Annotated in this window: 18 protein-coding genes and 1 tRNA gene; 10 read left to right on the top strand and 9 right to left on the bottom strand. The window is 42.3% G+C overall.

Annotation, left to right across the window (positions count from 1 at the left end; genetic code table 11):
* Positions 1-30: 30 nt before the first annotated feature.
* Positions 31-621 carry a 50S ribosomal protein L25 gene (locus tag FSB73_RS04890; RefSeq protein ID WP_146780372.1) on the top strand — a complete coding sequence of 197 codons (591 nt, stop codon included), beginning with the start codon at positions 31-33 and terminating at the stop codon, positions 619-621.
* 367 nt (positions 622-988) lie between these two features.
* On the top strand, positions 989-1,543 hold the full coding sequence (locus tag FSB73_RS04885; RefSeq protein WP_146780371.1) for a hypothetical protein: 555 nt from the start codon (positions 989-991) through the stop codon (positions 1,541-1,543).
* Between the two features lie 170 nt (positions 1,544-1,713).
* Here the strand turns inward: FSB73_RS04885 and FSB73_RS04880 are convergent.
* Positions 1,714-1,786 (bottom strand) — tRNA-Thr (locus FSB73_RS04880).
* A 219-nt stretch (positions 1,787-2,005) separates the two neighbouring features.
* Here FSB73_RS04880 and FSB73_RS04875 point away from each other — a divergent pair.
* Together FSB73_RS04875 and FSB73_RS26325 are read left to right on the top strand one after the other, a co-directional pair.
* The gene (locus tag FSB73_RS04875) at positions 2,006-3,415 is read left to right on the top strand and encodes an ATP-binding protein (protein ID WP_262712501.1); all 1,410 of its coding nucleotides are present in this window, start codon (positions 2,006-2,008) and stop codon (positions 3,413-3,415) included.
* Positions 3,370-3,903, top strand: coding sequence for a toprim domain-containing protein (locus tag FSB73_RS26325; protein WP_262712500.1), 534 nt, complete (start codon positions 3,370-3,372; stop codon positions 3,901-3,903). Before FSB73_RS04875 ends, FSB73_RS26325 begins: the two co-directional genes overlap by 46 nt.
* 108 nt (positions 3,904-4,011) lie before the next feature.
* On the opposite strand, the gene FSB73_RS04870 is transcribed toward FSB73_RS26325, so the two are convergent.
* The 4 genes from FSB73_RS04870 to FSB73_RS04860 form a co-directional block, all read right to left on the bottom strand.
* Positions 4,012-4,767 (bottom strand): class I SAM-dependent methyltransferase, encoded by a 756-nt coding sequence (locus tag FSB73_RS04870; protein WP_146780370.1) that lies wholly within the window; start codon positions 4,765-4,767, stop codon positions 4,012-4,014.
* A gap of 209 nt (positions 4,768-4,976) precedes the next feature.
* Positions 4,977-5,720: a DnaJ C-terminal domain-containing protein gene (locus FSB73_RS04865; protein WP_262712499.1), complete on the bottom strand. Its 744-nt coding sequence runs from the start codon at positions 5,718-5,720 to the stop codon at positions 4,977-4,979.
* Between the two features lie 11 nt (positions 5,721-5,731).
* A complete protein-coding gene (locus tag FSB73_RS24130; protein ID WP_225974489.1) occupies positions 5,732-6,133 on the bottom strand; it encodes a DnaJ domain-containing protein in 402 nt (133 codons plus the stop codon).
* An 83-nt stretch (positions 6,134-6,216) separates the two neighbouring features.
* The gene (locus FSB73_RS04860; RefSeq protein WP_146780369.1) at positions 6,217-6,801 is read right to left on the bottom strand and encodes a nucleotide exchange factor GrpE; all 585 of its coding nucleotides are present in this window, start codon (positions 6,799-6,801) and stop codon (positions 6,217-6,219) included.
* A gap of 221 nt (positions 6,802-7,022) precedes the next feature.
* Here FSB73_RS04860 and FSB73_RS04855 point away from each other — a divergent pair, with 221 nt between their 5' ends.
* The 6 genes from FSB73_RS04855 to FSB73_RS04830 all read left to right on the top strand — a co-directional run bounded on the left by FSB73_RS04855 (position 7,023) and on the right by FSB73_RS04830 (position 12,322).
* Positions 7,023-8,030, top strand: coding sequence for an NAD(P)/FAD-dependent oxidoreductase (locus tag FSB73_RS04855; protein WP_146780368.1), 1,008 nt, complete (start codon positions 7,023-7,025; stop codon positions 8,028-8,030).
* Between the two features lie 269 nt (positions 8,031-8,299).
* A complete protein-coding gene (locus FSB73_RS04850; protein WP_225974488.1) occupies positions 8,300-8,626 on the top strand; it encodes a 2Fe-2S iron-sulfur cluster-binding protein in 327 nt (108 codons plus the stop codon).
* An 88-nt stretch (positions 8,627-8,714) separates the two neighbouring features.
* Positions 8,715-9,416 (top strand): MlaE family ABC transporter permease, encoded by a 702-nt coding sequence (locus FSB73_RS04845; RefSeq protein WP_146780367.1) that lies wholly within the window; start codon positions 8,715-8,717, stop codon positions 9,414-9,416.
* Positions 9,417-9,545: 129 nt separating this feature from the next.
* Positions 9,546-11,192 carry a carbamoyl-phosphate synthase large subunit gene (carB, locus tag FSB73_RS04840; protein ID WP_146780366.1) on the top strand — a complete coding sequence of 549 codons (1,647 nt, stop codon included), beginning with the start codon at positions 9,546-9,548 and terminating at the stop codon, positions 11,190-11,192.
* A 168-nt stretch (positions 11,193-11,360) separates the two neighbouring features.
* A complete protein-coding gene (locus FSB73_RS04835; protein ID WP_146780365.1) occupies positions 11,361-11,678 on the top strand; it encodes a TraB/GumN family protein in 318 nt (105 codons plus the stop codon).
* A gap of 5 nt (positions 11,679-11,683) precedes the next feature.
* Positions 11,684-12,322, top strand: coding sequence for a TraB/GumN family protein (locus FSB73_RS04830; protein WP_146780364.1), 639 nt, complete (start codon positions 11,684-11,686; stop codon positions 12,320-12,322).
* A gap of 86 nt (positions 12,323-12,408) precedes the next feature.
* Here the strand turns inward: FSB73_RS04830 and FSB73_RS04825 are convergent, their stop codons facing one another.
* The 4 genes from FSB73_RS04825 to FSB73_RS04810 form a co-directional block, all read right to left on the bottom strand.
* Entirely contained in the window at positions 12,409-14,442 is a 2,034-nt protein-coding gene (locus FSB73_RS04825; RefSeq protein ID WP_146780363.1) for a protein-disulfide reductase DsbD family protein, read from the bottom strand.
* A gap of 223 nt (positions 14,443-14,665) precedes the next feature.
* Positions 14,666-15,118: a protein-disulfide reductase DsbD domain-containing protein gene (locus FSB73_RS04820; RefSeq protein ID WP_146780362.1), complete on the bottom strand. Its 453-nt coding sequence runs from the start codon at positions 15,116-15,118 to the stop codon at positions 14,666-14,668.
* A gap of 574 nt (positions 15,119-15,692) precedes the next feature.
* The gene (purQ, locus tag FSB73_RS04815) at positions 15,693-16,352 is read right to left on the bottom strand and encodes a phosphoribosylformylglycinamidine synthase subunit PurQ (RefSeq protein ID WP_146780361.1); all 660 of its coding nucleotides are present in this window, start codon (positions 16,350-16,352) and stop codon (positions 15,693-15,695) included.
* Positions 16,353-16,494: 142 nt separating this feature from the next.
* Complete coding sequence (locus FSB73_RS04810; RefSeq protein WP_146780360.1) at positions 16,495-17,487, bottom strand: DUF6427 family protein; 993 nt, start codon at positions 17,485-17,487, stop codon at positions 16,495-16,497.
* Positions 17,488-17,681: the final 194 nt, after the last annotated feature.

Below are 17,681 nucleotides of genomic sequence, written 5' to 3'. Positions count from 1 at the left end.
AAAAAAGTTTTTATTCATTAAATATAAAACATGAACACAATTACAATCAAAGGACAGCTGAGGACCGAAAGCGGAAAAAGTGCCACCCGCCAAATTCGCTCTCAGGAGAACGTGCCGGGTGTAATTTATGGCGGTGAAAAGGAAATTAATTTCCATGCTTCTGCTAAAGAATTAAAACCCCTGGTATACACTAGTGAGTTCCAAAAGGCAGAAGTGGAGATCGATGGTAAAAAATATACCACCATCATTAAAGATCTGCAATTTGACAGAGTTACCGATAAGTTGATTCATATCGACTTGTTGGAACTGGTTGAAGGCAAAAAGCTCATTGCAACCATTCCAGTTAAAATGGTCGGTAATGCAGAAGGTGTTAAAGCCGGTGGTAAACTGGTGACCAAATTGAAATCTCTGAAGGTAAAATGCTTACCAAAAGACCTGAAAGAGTTTATCAGCCTGGATATCACCAACCTGGAACTTAATGAGAATATCCGGGTAGAAGATGTAAACGAACCCGATTTGGAAATCATGAACTCCAAACGTATTCCCATTGCTTCTATTGTGATGACGCGTCAGTTACGTCAGGAAGAAGCACAGGCAGACAAAGACGCGAAGAAAAAATAATCCTGGCATCATAATATTATTATTGTAATATTATCAGGAGCTATTTATAAAGCCTTGAACAGGAAAAGTTTTCCAATGGATTACTTTTCCTGTTTTTTTTTATATCGGGCCCCTTGCAATGACATATATGTCATTGTAAGGGGCCCGATATTTGCGTTTAACCCAGAAAAGGGGTATTAGTCGAGGAGGAACAGAGGTCTAAAAAAAGGTCTGAAAAGGGGCAAGATAGAAGTTAGATAAAGTTAAGTTGAGCTAAACAGCTACAAGTGCAAAATATCCTTTAACTTTGGATACGTAACAACTATAAATACAATCCTTTATCTACGGATTTGCTTTTAACAAAAACAAATCATTAAAAATAAAACTGATGAAACACATTCTTTCAATTCCACAAAAGATTTGGCGCAGTGGACTTTTGGCGCTTATCCTGGCATTTGGGCTGGGGATGCAATCCGCACACAGTCAGAAACTTTTCTTTATTTTCGGTCATCTGGCCTATGAAAATCCCGGTAATAGCGGCATCATGCAAAATTATAAATACGGCATTGGTGGTGAAGCGGGAGCCGGTATTAAATTATTTCATAAGACCTATGCGACGGGCACCATTGGTTACAGCTCTTTTGCACAGGATAAATCCGTTAGTCCAAGACCAGGCAGAATGTCATACGTACCCGTACGATTTGGGTTAAGGCAGAATTTTTTACCCCTAAATCTATTGTTTTTACACGCAGATGTCGGGACGGCTAGTGTAAAAAATGATCTGGCCAGCGGATCCAGGTTTACCGGTTCCTTTGGTGTAGGTGGTAAACTTGGACCACTTGAAGCGCAAATTGATTATGAGTTAATTGGTAAGAAAAATGGCGATCCCAGTGGCGCAAATGGATGGGTAGGTTTTAAAGCCGGGTGGCGCTTCGGCCTCTGATCTGTGCCGCTTTGTATAGGAAGTCAAATGGCTATATACGCAAGTAGTAGTAGTAGTAGTAGGTAAATAAAACGCAATAAAGTAAAATAAAGCGATAAACGCAAGACAGGGTGCTTCTATTTAAAATAGCCGTACCCTGTCTTGCGTTTATCTTTTTTGCCAACAAAAAGAGCCTCCCATGGGACTTGAACCCACGACCTACTATTTACGAAACAGTTGCTCTACCAACTGAGCTAAGGAGGCAAAATCCAATTTTCGAGCGCAAAAATACAACAAGCAGCCTATTTATTCCAAGGAATTTTTTTCAAGGAAAAACATCCGGTCAACTTATGCACCGATCACCTAATGTACGCCTGAAACCCTTACATTTGAGCCGTATTGCAAAAACGAATAGATGTTCTTTCGTGTTTTGCACAGAAATTGATTATATTTGACGAAATTTGAACTAAATAAGTTAGGCGTATGACAGCATCAAATTACGACGAAGGCAGTATCCGGAGCCTTGACTGGCGCGAACACATCAGGCTAAGACCAGGGATGTATATCGGAAAGTTGGGGGATGGAAACGCACCCGACGATGGGATCTATGTACTCGTAAAAGAAGTCCTGGATAACTGTATCGATGAACACATGATGGGTTTCGGAAGTAAAATCGAAATTACCATTGAAGATAGGAGTGTAACGGCCAGAGATTACGGCAGAGGAGTTCCGCTGGGTAAACTGGTGGATGTAGCCAGTAAGATTAATACAGGCGCCAAATATGACAGCAAAGCTTTCCAGAAAAGCGTAGGATTAAACGGAGTCGGTATTAAAGCAGTGAATGCACTGAGTAAGTATTTTAAGATTGAAAGTTACAGGGAAGGAAAGATGCGCAGTGCGGATTTTGAAAAAGGTGTACTGCTCAATGAATCAAAAGAAACCAAAACCACCCAGGCCAATGGCACTTTTGTCCATTTTGTCCCCGATGAAACCGTTTTTAAAAACTTTCATTTTAAGCCAGATTATCTGGATGATTTGCTCTGGAACTATTGTTACCTGAATGCGGGCCTCACCATTCATTTTAATGGCAAAAAATATGTCAGTAAAAACGGTCTGGTCGACCTGTTGAAAAGAAAAGCCAACGAAGATGAACTTCGTTACCCGATTGTATCGCTCAAAGGCTATGACATCGAAGTCGCTTTCTCCCATGCCAATGATTATGGGGAAGACTTGTATTCATTTGTGAACGGTCAGTATACCACCCAGGGTGGTACGCACCAGCAAGCCTTCCGGGAAGCTTTTGTAAAGACCGTCAGGGAATTCTATAAAAAAGATTATGACGCTTCAGATATCCGCCAAAGCATCGTAGCAGCATTGGCTGTCAGGGTGCAGGAGCCTGTATTTGAGAGCCAGACCAAGACCAAGCTGGGTTCTCAGTACGTTTCAGAAGGTGGACAGAGCATGAAAAGCTTCGTCCTTGAATTCATGAGTCGGGAACTGGATAACTACCTACATAAAAATCCAGCGGTCGCAGATATCCTTAAAAAGCGCATTGAACAGAGCGAAAGAGAGCGTAAGGAGTTATCCGGAATTAAAAAACTTGCCAATGAGCGGGCCAAAAAGGCAAATCTCCATAATAAAAAACTCAGGGATTGTAAGATCCATTATAACGAAGAACCCTCTGGTAAAAACAAAGAGGATCTGGTGGAAAAACAACAACAGAGCACCATCTTTATTACCGAAGGGGATAGTGCCAGTGGTAGTATAACCAAAAGTCGCAACGTAGATACCCAGGCTGTGTTCAGCCTGAGGGGTAAACCACTCAACAGTTTTGGCCTTTCCAAAAAGTGGTTTATGAAAACGAAGAGTTCAACTTATTACAGCATGCCCTAAATATCGAGGACGGACTCGATGGCCTGCGTTATAAGAACATCGTGATTGCCACTGATGCGGATGTGGACGGTATGCATATCCGTCTATTGTTAATGACCTTCTTTTTACAGTTCTTCCCGGATCTAGTCAAGCAAAAACATGTCTATATTCTGGAAACACCCTTATTCAGGGTGCGCAATAAAAAGGAAACCATCTATTGCTACGATGAAACCGAAAAACAGGCGGCCATTAAAAAACTGGGATCAAAACCAGAAATTACCCGCTTTAAAGGGCTAGGGGAAATCTCGCCTGAAGAATTTGGCCGGTTTATCGGAGAGGATATGCGCGTACAACCCGTTTTACTGGATCAGGGGGCGCACATATTCAGCTTACTGGATTATTTTATGGGCAAGAACACGCCGCAAAGACAAGAGTTTATTATCGATAACCTGAAAATAGAACTGGATCTGGCCAGTGAGCAGGATATTAAAGTCTCCGAAGTTGCCTAAGAGCAGGGATTATTAAATAAAAGCTTTTCTGGTTAAAATCAATAAATAAGGGCGGTCACTGACCGCCCTTATTTATTGATTAAGTTGAATGAACCGATTCATCCGCTATTAGTCTTTTTTCCTAGCCAGGGTAAAGAGGTGAAAAGGTTTAAATGTTTTACTTATGGTAACTTCAAAGCCGCAGTAATTAAGAAGTTGTTCAATCAGTTCTGGAGAAAATACATGATGATGCACGCATCTTTGAACGGAATTATTGCGGGTCCTTTGTTCAAATTGTACTTTATCCTGGTCAATATCCTTAGATAGGTCATGTAATCTTATGACTTCCTCAAAATGGGTTGTATCATTTTCATCGACGTCTTGTGCTTCGTCCTGTAATAGGTGTTCGAAGGTAGTATAGGGTCGGTTATGATCAAAAGTGAAACGTTTGTCAGGAAGTATTAAACAGAGCGTTCCGCGAGGCTTCAGCACCGCATGCCAACGCTTTAGGGCCTTGATTGGATTAGCCATATGCTCCAGACTATGGCTGGAGAGTAAAAAATCGTATTTGTTGTCAGGCACCGTGCTGAGTATACCTGCTTCATCAATATACTGATGGCCCAGGCCATGGCTGGATAGATAGTTGTAGGTGTCACCTTCCGTTAACTGGCCTTCCCAAACCGTTTGATTACTGAAATTGACCCCATCCACTGATTTGGCGTAGAGGTAAACCGGAAAAAAAGATTTTCTACTAAATACACTGCTGGGACCGCCCAGTTCTAGCCCTATTTGCCCTTTAAGGCGCTTGGCCTCCCGGATGGTTTGCTGCTTGAAGGGGCTTTTATAATAAGATATTGCGGTGATGATTTGATCTTTTAGTTCCATATATGAATAAAATTATGCATCAAAATTGAATAAAATGAATATTTGACTTTTTTAAACGAAGGTTTTAATTTGCTGATAGGAACAATTCTCAAAAAATAGTGCCAGAATCTACTAGGTTTGACTCAAAAAAGGCTACAGAATGGATATCCTGTAGCCTTTTTTGAGTAGATTTACTTGAAAATTAAACCCGGTAACCTGCTTGATGTGGCCTAGGAGAAGACTTCTTTGATTTTATCAAAAAAGCTTTTCTCGTTCTTATTGGGCTGTGGCTTGAAATTTTCAGAATCTTTAATGGATTCCAGCGCGTCTTTTTCCTCACTGCTTAAATGTTGCGGAGTCCAGACATTGATATTGATTAATTGATCGCCTTTGTTGTAGCCATTAATGTCTGGGAATCCCTTGCCTTTCAGCCTGAATATTTTTCCGCTCTGCGTACCTGCAGGAATCTTGATCTTGGCCCGACCGCCGATCGTAGGTACCTCCACCTGCGCCCCAAAGACTGCTTCATGGAAGGAGATAAACAGATCATACCCGACATTGATGCCATCGCGATGTAATTCTTTATGAGCCTCCTCTTCAATGGCAATCAGTAAATCACCGGCAGGACCACCTCTAAGACCCGCATTACCTTTACCGCTCATACTGAGTTGCAATCCTTCATAGACACCGGCCGGAATATTAATGGAAACCGTTTCCTCATCATAGACCCTGCCATCACCTTTACAGTGACCACATTTAGCGGTAATCGTAGAACCTTGCCCCTGACAGGTAGGACAAACCACTACGGTCTGCATCTGGCCCAGGAAGGTGGACTGCACCTTTCTGACCTGGCCGGAACCATGACAGGTCTTACAGGTTTCTATACTGCTGGCATCCTTGGCCCCATTACCATGGCAATGAGAACAGGTGACGTATTTTTTAATTTTAATATTTTTAGTGACGCCCGCGGCCATCTCTTCAAAGTTCAGCCGGATCTTGACACGCAGGTTGCTGCCTTTGGAACCCCGTCCCTGGCTGGCCCTGCCGCCGCCGCCACCGAAAAATCAGAGAAACCTCCACCGCCAAATATGTCGCCGAACTGACTGAAAATATCGTTCATGTCCATGCCGCCGCCGCCAAAAGGATTGCCGCCGCCCATACCCGGGCCGAAGGCCTGGTGACCGTAGCGGTCATATTTAGCCCGCTTGTCGCCGTCACTTAACACTTCATATGCCTCGGCAGCTTCCTTGAATTTATCTTCTGCTTCCTTGTCCCCAGGATTACGGTCTGGATGATATTGCATGGCTACCTTACGATAAGCCTTTTTGATCTCATCGCCCGTTGCCGTCTTGGTGACGCTTAAAATCTCGTAATAATCTCTTTTCATTGTTTTGCTGTTCAGTGTGTGTTTGGTAATCAATATTACCCATTCAGATCTCCGCTGATCTATCCATAATGTAAAATCTGGTATTATTTACCAACCACTACTTTAGCGAATCGAATCAGTTTGTCATTTAATAAATACCCTTTTTGGATCACATCAATCACTTTGCCGCTTTGCTGTTCAGTGCCTGGCACTTCAGCGATTGCTTCCTGGGTTTCTACATCAAAATCTTGTCCCTGGCTGTCCATGGCTTTAACGCCTTTTGCTTCCAGAATCTTCCTGAATTTATTAAATACCAGCTGACTGCCTTCCCTGACATGATTTATGTCTGTATCGACATTCATTTGTTTTTCTGCACGGTCACAGTCATCTAATACATCCAGCAAACTGACAATAATATCCTTGCCTGCTGTCTGGATCAGTTCAATACGTTCTTTGGCAGTTCTTCTTTTATAATTTTCAAACTCGGCCATGAGTCGGATGTATTTTTCCTTTTGCTCTGCCAAAGCGTCGGCTAATCTGGCTGCTTCACTGATAACAGCATCAGGCGCTGTTTGTCCATCTTCCACATCTACCTGATTCTCTTCATTTGATTGATTATCAGTATTTACATCCTGATTTTCCTGGAATTTTTCATCATCTTCATGATGCGCTTTACCATGTATGCTCATATTTTCACTATTTTCTTGACGATTACCTTTTGTTCGTTCAAATTATTTGCCGAACTGCCAAAACGGTAATAATGACAGAAATTACACTTGAAGGCTGCCAAACTGGAATATTTTTTGTCATTATAGTGTCAATATTGAAAATGTTTGGACAAAACCTTTTATAACTTAGGCAGATGGATTAATTTTGCAGCAAATTTCAATTGAGTTCTTAATTTTTAGATATGATAACCACTGATATATGTATAGTTGGCGCCGGTCCGGTAGGGCTTTTTGCAGTTTTTGAGGCCGGACTTTTGAAGATGCGCTGCCATTTAATTGATGCTTTGCCTCAGGTTGGCGGTCAATTATCAGAAATCTATCCCCATAAACCCATATATGATATTCCTGGCTTCCCTTCTGTCAATGCCCAGGAACTGGTCGATAATTTAATGGAACAAATAGCACCCTTTCATCCGACATTTACGCTCGGTGAAAGAGTAGAGTCCATTGAAAGGCAAGCAGATCAGTCGTTTGTTGTTGGGACCAATGAAGGTACCACCATCGCCTGTAAAGTCATTGTAATTGCAGCAGGCCTGGGTAGTTTTGAGCCCAGAAAACCAGCTATTGAAAGACTGGAAGAATTTGAGCATGGTAAGGGCGTCGCCTATATGGTGAAAAATCCTGAACTATTCAGAGATAAAGAAATCGTACTGGCAGGTGGCGGGGATTCCGCTTTGGACTGGACAATATACTTAGCCAATATCTCCAAAAGGGTGACCCTGGTGCACAGGGGAGAGACCTTCCGCGGGGCACCCGATTCAGCGGAAAAAGTCTTTAATCTGGCTAAAGAAGGAAAGATTGATCTGATCCTAAAAGCCAATCTGAAAAAGATCGATGGCAACGGATCACTCAAATCCGTTTTCTATGAAGACGCCGATAAAAAGGAACAAACCATCAAAGCAGATTATTTGATTCCGCTATTTGGTCTGAGCCCTAAACTGGGTCCCATCGCAGACTGGGGGCTGGGTATAGAAAAAGCACAGGTCAGCGTGGATACCACAGATTATTCCACCAATGTCCCTGGTATTTATGCCATCGGGGATATTAATACGTATACCGGCAAATTAAAACTGATTCTTTGCGGTTTCCATGAAGGAGCGATCATGGTACAAAGTGCCTTCAAACATGTCTTCCCGGATAAACATCTGAGCTTCAAATATACGACCGTAAATGGCGTCCATGAGTTCTAAAAACAAGGTCCAGTTTTAAGTAAGTAAGTAAGCAGGTAAGTAATAGCAACTATTTGCACCAAATAGACCGAAAGTACATTTAAATGCCAAAAGCGTTATCAGTTGGACTGATAGCGCTTTTGGCATTTAAGGAGCAGCCGGCACTGTAGCGCTACCTGAGCGGTTAAAGATTAAACCACCGAAAGTCAGATGTATTTTGCATCGATTTATTATTTGAAACTTTGGTGACTGTTCAGATTGTTGCGGGAACCATATATCTTTGCAGCACTATGAGTATGGTAAAATTTACAGTAGAAGACCGTGACGGGTCAAAACAAGAGTTGGAAGCCCCGACAGATATGGGACTGAGCCTCATGGAGACCCTTAAGGCCTTTGAGTATAATATAATGGCTACTTGTGGTGGCATGGCTTTATGTGCAACCTGCCATGTTAAATTTCAAAAAGGCCAGGATCAGTTATCCGAGAAAACAGATGCAGAATGGGATATGCTCGATACCCTGCCTGATGCAGACGATACCAGTCGATTGGCCTGCCAGATCCGCTTAGACGATCACCTGGAAGGCGCCGAATTTAAAATCTGCGGAGATTTGGAATAGTTCTTGAAATACAATAGTTTAGCCCTTTAAAACAACACCTCTGAAAAAAATAGCGGACATATTAACAGAGCTCGGCCGGTATGTAGTCATGCTGAAAAACATGTTTGTCCGGCCGGATAATTTCAGGATGTTTAGAAAGCAATTTTTTGACCAGTGTAAGTTTATTGGTCTGGAAGCCCTGCCGGTTATTTGTATTATCTCTATCTTTTTGGGTATGGTGATGACCCTGCAGGTCGCCTATATGCTGACCAATCCAATTGTACCGCGTTCGGTCATCGCAACCGTTGTCAGAGATTCCATGATGCTGGAGATTGCGCCTACGGGCATCAGTTGTATACTGGCTGGCGTCGTTGGTTTTAAGATCACCTCAGAGGTGGGGTATATGCGGCTTTATGAACAGCTCGATGCCATGGAAATAATGGGTGTGCAAACCATTAATTACATGCTGTTTCCAAGGATACTGGCCGCGATGCTGACCATTCCTTGTCTGATTATCTTTTCTCTGACCCTAAGTATGTTTGGGGGCTATCTTGTTGCCCTGTTTTCTACAAATATTCCAACGGCGTATTACCTGACCGGTCTGACCACCGAGTTCAACCCCTATGAAGTAGCCGTGGCCGGCGTAAAAACCTTTGCTTATTCATTTGTTATTTCCAGTGTGGCCTTTTATTTAGGGTATTATTTTCGGGGCGGGACGGTGGAACTAAGCCGGACTTCCACCAAATCTGTGACCCTGAACTGTGTCATTATTCTTACCCTGGATTATCTGATTACCAGCCTGATGCTCTAATGCCCCTATTTACAAAGCCATTTCGCTAAGCACCAGTATTTTATATGAATTGCACTAATCAAGCGCATAATTTGTCTTTTTAGTTTGCGCATAAACTTGTAGTTTTGCGCAATTTATATTTTTAAAAAGATGCCAAAAGACAATTCAATTAAATCGGTACTCATTATAGGTTCTGGACCCATTGTAATCGGTCAGGCCTGTGAGTTCGATTATTCCGGCAGCCAGGCTGCACGCAGTATCAGTGAAGAAGGAATCCGCGTAACACTGATCAATAGTAATCCAGCGACGATCATGACTGACCCCATGATGGCAGATAAGGTTTACCTGTTGCCGCTGGAAGTAGAAAGTATTGAGAAAATCCTGCAGGAAAACGAAATTGACGCCGTTTTGCCAACAATGGGTGGGCAGACAGCCCTGAACCTGTGTAAGGAAGTGGCTGATCTGGGAATCTGGGAAAAATATAATGTCAGATTAATCGGTGTGGACATCAAGGCCATTGATAAGGCGGAAGATAGAGAGTTATTCCGTCAGTGGATGATTGAAATGGGCATCCAGGTAGCACCGGCAAAAACAGCAAACAGCTTCCTGGAAGGTAAAGAATTTGCCCAGGAAATAGGTTTTCCACTGGTAATCCGGCCTTCATTTACATTAGGTGGTACCGGAGGCGGATTTGTACATACCAAAGACGATCTGGACGAAGCGCTGAACAGGGGACTCGAAGCCTCGCCCATACACGAAGTGCTGGTAGAAAAAGCCGTACTGGGTTGGAAAGAATTTGAACTGGAGCTGCTGCGCGACAGTGCAGATAATGTAGCCATTATCTGTACCGTAGAAAACTTTGACCCAATGGGTATCCATACCGGTGACAGCGTCACCGTGGCACCTGCCATGACCCTTAGCGATACGGCCTTCCAATTAATGCGTAATACCGCTATCAGAATCATGCGTGACTTAGGTAATTTTGCCGGCGGCTGTAATATCCAATTCTCCTTGAATCCGGAAACAGAAGAACTGATCGCTATTGAGATCAATCCTCGTGTAAGCCGTTCCTCCGCGCTGGCATCAAAAGCTACAGGATATCCAATTGCCAAAATTGCTGCCAAGCTGGCACTTGGTTATAGTCTGGATGAGCTGAAAAATCAGATCACCAAGACCACATCCGCTTATTTTGAACCCGCATTAGATTACGTGATCGTTAAAATCCCAAGATGGAACTTCGACAAGTTCAAAGGGGCAGATGATACTTTAGGCTTACAGATGAAAAGTGTTGGAGAAGTAATGGCCATTGGCCGTAGCTTCACTGAAGCCATCCAGAAAGCTTGTCAGAGTCTGGAAAACGACGCACTTGGACTGGGTTATTACGGTAAAAATCAGATGAAAGCAGCAGAACTGGTGGAATACATCAAAGTGCCTAAATGGGACCGTATCTTCCGGATCAAAGACGCCCTTATGTTAGGTGTAACCGTAAAGACCATCGTCCAGGCTACTCAGATTGACCGTTGGTTTATTTATCAGATTCAGCTGTTATGTAATATCGAAAAAGAAATTTTAAAATACTCCATCGATAACTTGCCACTGGACTTACTGAAAGATGCCAAAAAGCATGGATTTGGTGATGCCCAGATTGCAAAAATTGTTCATGGTGACTGCACAGAAGATCAGGTCTACGAAAAGCGTAAGGCAGCAGGCATTACCCGTGTCTACAAAATGGTAGATACCTGTAGTGCAGAGTTTGAGGCAAAGACACCTTACTATTACAGCTCATTTGAGAACTAAGCCGTAAAACGTGAAAGAAAAGTAAGAGAAAGAAAATATCAAAAAAAAATTCCACAAGAAAGGCCGACAAATAGTTTTACACTATGTCGGCCTTTTTGTTTAGTAAATTTCAGCCACGATGATTATATTTGAATAAACCTATAAACCAGATTCAGTCAAATAGTTAATATGCTCAATCATCTATTGCGTCAAGTCCTACTTCTTTTTGTCTGCGGCGGCATTTACTTTTCGGTGCATGGTCAAAAGTACCTTCACAAAAAGGTGTTGCACACGGTGCTTTGGAAAATAAGTGGTCAAGGATTGACAAATCCTTCTTTTTTATTTGGGGTCGATCACGTGCAGGCTTATGAACCATTTGTTAAAAAATATCCGCAGCTAGATTCTGTTATGGCATTTTGTGAGACGTTGATCGTGGAGAATATCCCAACATCAGGCGGGGAGGAGTGGATTATAACTTGTTATATTTTCACTCAGACAGTAGTATAGCGTATATGCTTAAACCTGATCAGTATCAGCAGTTGGTAAAATATATTAACTTTAAATCTGGCAATAATAAAGATGTATTGAACAACCTGGTTAAAATGCGACCACAATTGCTTGTTATGGCTATCCCCATGCTTTCGGGGGCGCAATTAGCCAGTGAAACAAGTGAAGTTCAAATGATGGATCAGGGGTTATTACAGGCTGCAGCTGCTAAGGGAATGCAAAAAATGGGATTGGAAGATGCACACGAACGTTCTTTGGCTGTATTAAATGGATTGACAGATAAGGAAGCGGTTCGTCAAGTTCTTCAGGAAATTAAAGGCCAATCTTCTAAGCAGACAAAAAGCAATAAAAGAAGAAAAACCAAAAACAACGCCCAAAATGGCAAAAAGGAGACAGGAAGGGATCAGTACGATGCGCTACAAATTCACTATTACTTTAACCGTTCCATAAAAGGGAATGATTACGGTGGCGTTCAGTTCAGAAATCAACTTTGGTTAGGTAAAATCCCACACTTGCTGGAGCAGCACTGCAGCCTTATCTGCGTAGGTTTAGCGCATCTTAAAACAAAGGAAGGGCTGATCCAGCAGTTGCGCCAACTGGGATATAGTGTTGAAACAATTCCCATGACAGCAACAACTGACTAACCGCTGGAGTTGTACAGTTTAAAAACACCAGCAGTTAGTAACATTATTTTAGAAGCGCGCCTCCTTAATCTTTTCAAATAGGCATTTTACTTACCTGCAGCAAAGGCTGCTTTCATGTCCTCTAAATGTTTGACGAACTTGTCAATATTGGAATCATAGCCATAATGCTCCATGGATAAAGGTTTACCATTTTCATCCAGGAACATATAAAGTGGTTGAACCAGTACACCAAAAGTGGAGATCTCATAATCCTTATTCTTCTCACCCACTGTAGAAATGTATTTACCGTTTGCGTTGGTGTATTGCTGATCCACCGGCAGACTGGAAGGCTCATCCACAAACAGACTCACCAGTACAAAATCATTTTTGATGCTGCTGAGTACCTTTGGATCGCTCCAGACCTCATTTTCCATTTTACGGCAGTTGGTACAGGAATGTCCGGTAAAATCCAGCATAATTGGTTTGTGTAGCACTTTAGCCGCTTTTAATCCTTCCTGCAGATCAAAATAAGCGGTAAGCCCAAAAGGAACATGTAGTTTGTCGACATATAATTTGGGCGGATCAGCTTTTGCACTTGCATAACTGGCCGTATCACCGCTATTGGAAGCAGGTGCACTGGCAATCCCATCAATTTTATATTGCAATGCATTCAGATCAAAGTCCTGGGTAGTGACCGGTGGTAACAATCCGCTCATGGCTTTGAGCGGTGCGCCCCACATACCTGGAATCAGATACATGCCAAAGGTCAAAAAGATAATAGCAAAAAATAACCGGGGAATACTGATAAATTTCAGCTCACTATCATGGGAGAACTTCAATTTACCAAGAAGATATAATCCGGTTAGCAGGGCCAATACAATCCAGATGGCCAGGAAGATTTCCCTGTCCAAAAGATGCCAGCCATAGATTTGATCTACCATAGAAAGGAACTTCATGGCCAGCGCCAATTCAATAAAGCCAAATACGACTTTTACACTGTTTAGCCAGCCACCACTTTTAGGCAGCACATGCAGCAGGCTCGGGAAAAATGCAAACAGGGAAAAAGGAATGGCCAGACCTGCACTCAGCCCTAACATACCAAAAACAGCAGCAGATCCCGCATGAGCTGAACTGGCTGTACTCACCTGTGCCAGCAAACTGCCAACAAAAGGCCCTGTACAGGAGAATGATACAATAACCAAGGTTAAGGCCATAAAGAAGATACCAATCATACCGCCGCCACTGGCTTTCTGATCAGCCTTGGTCGCCCAACTGCTGGGCAGCGTCAATTCAAAACCACCAAAAAAGGAGATCGCAAATATGACAAAGATGGCAAAAAACAGCAGATTTGCGATGGCACTGGTGGCAATGGTATACATAATATCATCACCGAATATTTTGGTCAGGATAAAGGTAGGAACCGTGTAGATCAAAATAATGGAAATAGAGTAGATAACCGCATTACGGATGCCTTCGCTCTTACTTTTGCTGCGTTTTAAAAAGAAGCTTACCGTAACAGGAATCAGTGGAAATACGCAAGGGGTAAATACGGCAATGAGTCCAGCGAGCAGCCCCACCCAAAAGATCTTGAGAAGAGAACTCTCCTGGCTCACCCCTTCTGCCACCGGTCCCGCTGGGGTGATTTGGGCTGTTACAGAACCTTTCTTTAAAGGGACTACAAAATCATATTCTCCGCTGGGAAAGGCATCCCCGTTTTTAGCCAGCCAGGTAAAAGCGCCTTTCAGGGTCGCTTCCTCTGTAGATTTTATATGTAGTGGCATTTCAAAACGCGCACTGTCTGTATAGTAATGCAGGGTACCGCCAAGATCCGGTGCATCTAAAGATTGCAGATGCCCCTTTTCGGTAATGGTATCAGCAGCTGCCTGATAGGCTTTAAGGGAACTATCCAGTTCCATCGTAGAGATAAAGGCATCTTCATCAGAAAACTTACGCGTACTCATCAGCATATTTCCCGGGGCAAGTATGGCATTTATGCTTAGCACGGCCAAAGAGTCATTAAGCCGGTTAACCGTGGCTGTAAATTTAACGGGAGTGGTTGCGCTGTCTGTGGAAGCAGGCTGCGCCTTACATCCCAAAATGGCTACAATAAAGAAAGTGAAAAGTAAAATTGATTTACGCATGTGTTAAATAGTAATCTATGATAATCTATAATAATAAAAGATCCATGTTATTACAAGTGTGAATAAATGACGTGGTTTTTAATTCTGTCGCATGAGCTACTAAAAGCCAACGCACCCTGGGTTCAAGCGCAAAATTAAAAAGGTTTGTTCGTAATGATCACGAACAAACCTTAAAATTAAATAATATCAGTATATTAATTTAGTATACTACAGGATACACGATTTATTTAAGGGCGACAGAAAACTTAGAACTACTGGGTGGCAGACATTCATGGTCATTACATACCATAAAATTGACTTCACCAGCCAGATTTGTTTTAACGTTTCCTTTAACCTTGACCAGTTGCGTAAAACTCACTTTATCGGAGTAGTATTTAACGTCCATATCAAAGTTTTTGTCATGAACTGTCTTCATTTTACCGACTTCTTTGGTCTTACCTACTAGTGTCACCAGCGGATTTTTGGTAAAAGTAAAACTGGTGGGTACCGGACCTCCATCACCGACAAATTGAGAGTAAATGTGCCATGGCTCTGGCACTGTGGCAGTAATCGTCACTTTGTATTGACCGCCATCTACTTTCTCAGCAGTTGAAGACCATTTAACGGGAGTCTGCTGTGCAAAACAAAGCACTGCCATAAAAGCCAATACCAGTGTTGCTGTTAATTTTTTCATCATAGTTTCTTTTTAAAATTACATTGACCTGCGCTGCTATTGTTCCAGGTGAATAGTTTAAATAACCAATTGTTACCCGGTAGCAGACAAATTATAGACCAAAGATATTTAAACTTGTTTAATAGGCCTAAATATGCTGCGTTATGGTAGTCCCATAATTCCCAGGTAAAACTTTATCGGATAAACATAAGAAGTGAAAAAAACAGGCATAAATCTGTAGTCAAGTAATTGATCTTAAGCGCATAGGTCATGAAGTAATCATAAAGACTGCCCGCAAGGCGGGCAGTCTTTATGAAGATGGCTGCTTTGTTAATGGCCAATTATAATGTATGCAGTTTTATAATAATTATTAGGACAAAATCCGGTCAGTAAAAAAGAAAAGTAAAGAACAGCTTGCTTTATTGACCTTCGCAGAATACGCCAAAGTGCTGTGCAAATAATCCAGTTAAATTCTTTTAATTGTCTTGCTACAGTCTGGGTGCGAATGCACTTTATCCGCTTAATAAAGGTATTTTTTAGTATTTATTTAACGAGGCTGTCATCAAATAAGGCAACCTTATCCAGATCTTATTATCCCTTACAATAAGCCCAGCATTTCAAATACCTTTTTGCCATCTTCATTTCCCAGTGTAGCAGAAACGGCTCTTTCCGGATGCGGCATCATACCAAACACATTGCCTTGCTTATTGCGGATACCGGCAATATTTCTGATGGCGCCATTAGGATTATGCGCAGCGTCAATATTACCTTGCTGGTCGCAGTAATAAAAAAGCACCTGACCTTCTGTTTCCAGCTCATCCAGGGTCTTTTCATCTGCCTGAAAGCGACCATCACCATGTGCGACCGGGATCAGTAGGGGAGATCCTCCAGGCGCTTTCAGGTAATTGTTTTTGCAGACAAACTGGCGGTGTGCATTCATGGTCAGTACACCAGGCAACAGATGACTCTCACATAAAATCTGAAAACCGTTGCAGACACCCAGGACTTTACCACCTTTATTTGCAAAGTCAATAACGCTTTGCATCATCGGGCTAAAACGGGCGATAGCCCCGCAGCGCAGATAATCACCAAAGGAAAAGCCACCTGGCAGTACAATGCAGTCCTCTGTAGTAAACCCGTCCAGGGATTCATCTTTATGCCAAAGCATTCTGACTTCTTTATTCAGGTCGTTTTGCAAGGCATCCTGCATATCATGATCACAGTTAGATCCTGGGAATACTACCACACCAAATTTCATCGTAAAATTTTTAGGTTTTATACATTATTTTGAACCAACAGCCTAAAATTGATCGTTTTTTGGGCTTTTTTGTTGGTCCGGTGCAAAGTTAAACGATTTAAGGCGATTTACCGAGTGGGCAAGGCCTTGCATAACAGAAAAATTATCCTTTCGGCAGTAAAGCCCAGCCATTAAAACTATAAAACCACGCAGAGAAGATGAGTAGCCAGAACAAAACAGAAAGGAAGACCTTTTGCTGGTTATAATAGAACAGATTGCCCGCGATGGCAGCTGCTGGTGGCATAAGCAAGAGGACTACGGTCCAGCTGGCATCCTGAACCGTAAAAATGGTCGGAATAAAACAAATCAGCATTAAACATAAAATAATCCAACATTTGCGGGCAAGTATCAGCAGTTTATGCATACCAGCCTGTAAATAAGAAAAGCCACCCAACAGGCAAACGACAATCAGGGCAAAGCTGCCAATAAGCGTACCTTTATTAGCGATGAGCGGTTGGCGAAAGTCTAGTTTGGGTAGATATAAATATAATTGATGGAAACTACCATACAGGTAAAGGTAAGAACCCAGAAAATATAAGGGCAATACAGCACCGATCAAATAAGTCACGACCTGGGTAAACTTAAAAGACCGGATAATCATTATACCCACCAGCATAATCAAAACCAGGATAAAAGCCGGTGGATAAAGTAATACTGATATCCCCGTGATCATACCGATATTAAAGACAACGGCACCGGGCTTCTGGGTATGATATAGCTGGCATAGTAAATGTATCAGCCAGATAATCAATAAATTAATTACCAGTGCGCCCGTGATATTGCACCACTCGGGCAACAGACCCGTAAATAATATATAGCACATGGCGACCGTAAAATTGGTATGCGCGAAGAGCTTATGATTGCCCAGTATATAATTTAAGCGTAAAGCCTGGATGACAACAAGACCGTGATATATGGTGGCCAGTACCAGGGTTGGCCAATTTTTGATAAGGCCAAGCAAGGGGGCCAACAGCAAATTGTCAGGCTGTGGGAGCACTGCCGGAGAATGAATAAAAAATTTTGCATGTACCACTACACTCAGGAGAATCAACCGGAACACTCCGATGGTAGTCTTTTCTTTAAATAGGCTGACCACAGTTATTAAATATATATTTAGGCACAAATATAGCTTATGTAGTGCAACTGCCTCCCTGAAAGGCAGGAAATTATCGAGGCTCAAACGAACGGTTGTGAGCAGGATAATCCTAGATAATTAAAAACGGTTTTGTATTTTTGCCGTTTAACAGGTGCGAAGCCTGGCAGCAACTTAATTATTCAGTAAGGTACAAC

The sequence above is a fragment of the Arachidicoccus ginsenosidivorans genome (genome assembly GCF_007971385.1).
GTDB classification, from domain to species: Bacteria; Bacteroidota; Bacteroidia; order Chitinophagales; family Chitinophagaceae; genus Arachidicoccus; species Arachidicoccus ginsenosidivorans.
The sequence above is the reverse complement of the archived record's forward strand: the minus strand, read 5'-3'. Positions and strand labels throughout refer to the sequence as shown.

Bases quoted from the DNA above. Each gene is read 5' to 3' on its own strand.
- purQ (WP_146780361.1), bottom strand. From the start codon at position 16,352: ATGAAATTTGGTGTGGTAGTATTCCCAGGATCTAACTGTGATCATGAT.
- FSB73_RS04870 (WP_146780370.1), bottom strand. From the start codon at position 4,767: ATGGAACTAAAAGATCAAATCATCACCGCAATATCTTATTATAAAAGC.
- FSB73_RS04820 (WP_146780362.1), bottom strand. From the start codon at position 15,118: ATGATGAAAAAATTAACAGCAACACTGGTATTGGCTTTTATGGCAGTG.
- FSB73_RS04865 (WP_262712499.1), bottom strand. From the start codon at position 5,720: ATGGCCGCGGGCGTCACTAAAAATATTAAAATTAAAAAATACGTCACC.
- FSB73_RS04830 (WP_146780364.1), top strand. From the start codon at position 11,684: ATGCTTAAACCTGATCAGTATCAGCAGTTGGTAAAATATATTAACTTT.
- FSB73_RS04875 (WP_262712501.1), top strand. From the start codon at position 2,006: ATGACAGCATCAAATTACGACGAAGGCAGTATCCGGAGCCTTGACTGG.
- FSB73_RS04825 (WP_146780363.1), bottom strand. From the start codon at position 14,442: ATGCGTAAATCAATTTTACTTTTCACTTTCTTTATTGTAGCCATTTTG.
- FSB73_RS04855 (WP_146780368.1), top strand. From the start codon at position 7,023: ATGATAACCACTGATATATGTATAGTTGGCGCCGGTCCGGTAGGGCTT.
- carB (WP_146780366.1), top strand. From the start codon at position 9,546: ATGCCAAAAGACAATTCAATTAAATCGGTACTCATTATAGGTTCTGGA.
- FSB73_RS24130 (WP_225974489.1), bottom strand. From the start codon at position 6,133: ATGAAAAGAGATTATTACGAGATTTTAAGCGTCACCAAGACGGCAACG.
- FSB73_RS04860 (WP_146780369.1), bottom strand. From the start codon at position 6,801: ATGAGCATACATGGTAAAGCGCATCATGAAGATGATGAAAAATTCCAG.
- FSB73_RS04850 (WP_225974488.1), top strand. From the start codon at position 8,300: ATGAGTATGGTAAAATTTACAGTAGAAGACCGTGACGGGTCAAAACAA.
- FSB73_RS04885 (WP_146780371.1), top strand. From the start codon at position 989: ATGAAACACATTCTTTCAATTCCACAAAAGATTTGGCGCAGTGGACTT.
- FSB73_RS04890 (WP_146780372.1), top strand. From the start codon at position 31: ATGAACACAATTACAATCAAAGGACAGCTGAGGACCGAAAGCGGAAAA.
- FSB73_RS04845 (WP_146780367.1), top strand. From the start codon at position 8,715: ATGCTGAAAAACATGTTTGTCCGGCCGGATAATTTCAGGATGTTTAGA.
- FSB73_RS04835 (WP_146780365.1), top strand. From the start codon at position 11,361: ATGCTCAATCATCTATTGCGTCAAGTCCTACTTCTTTTTGTCTGCGGC.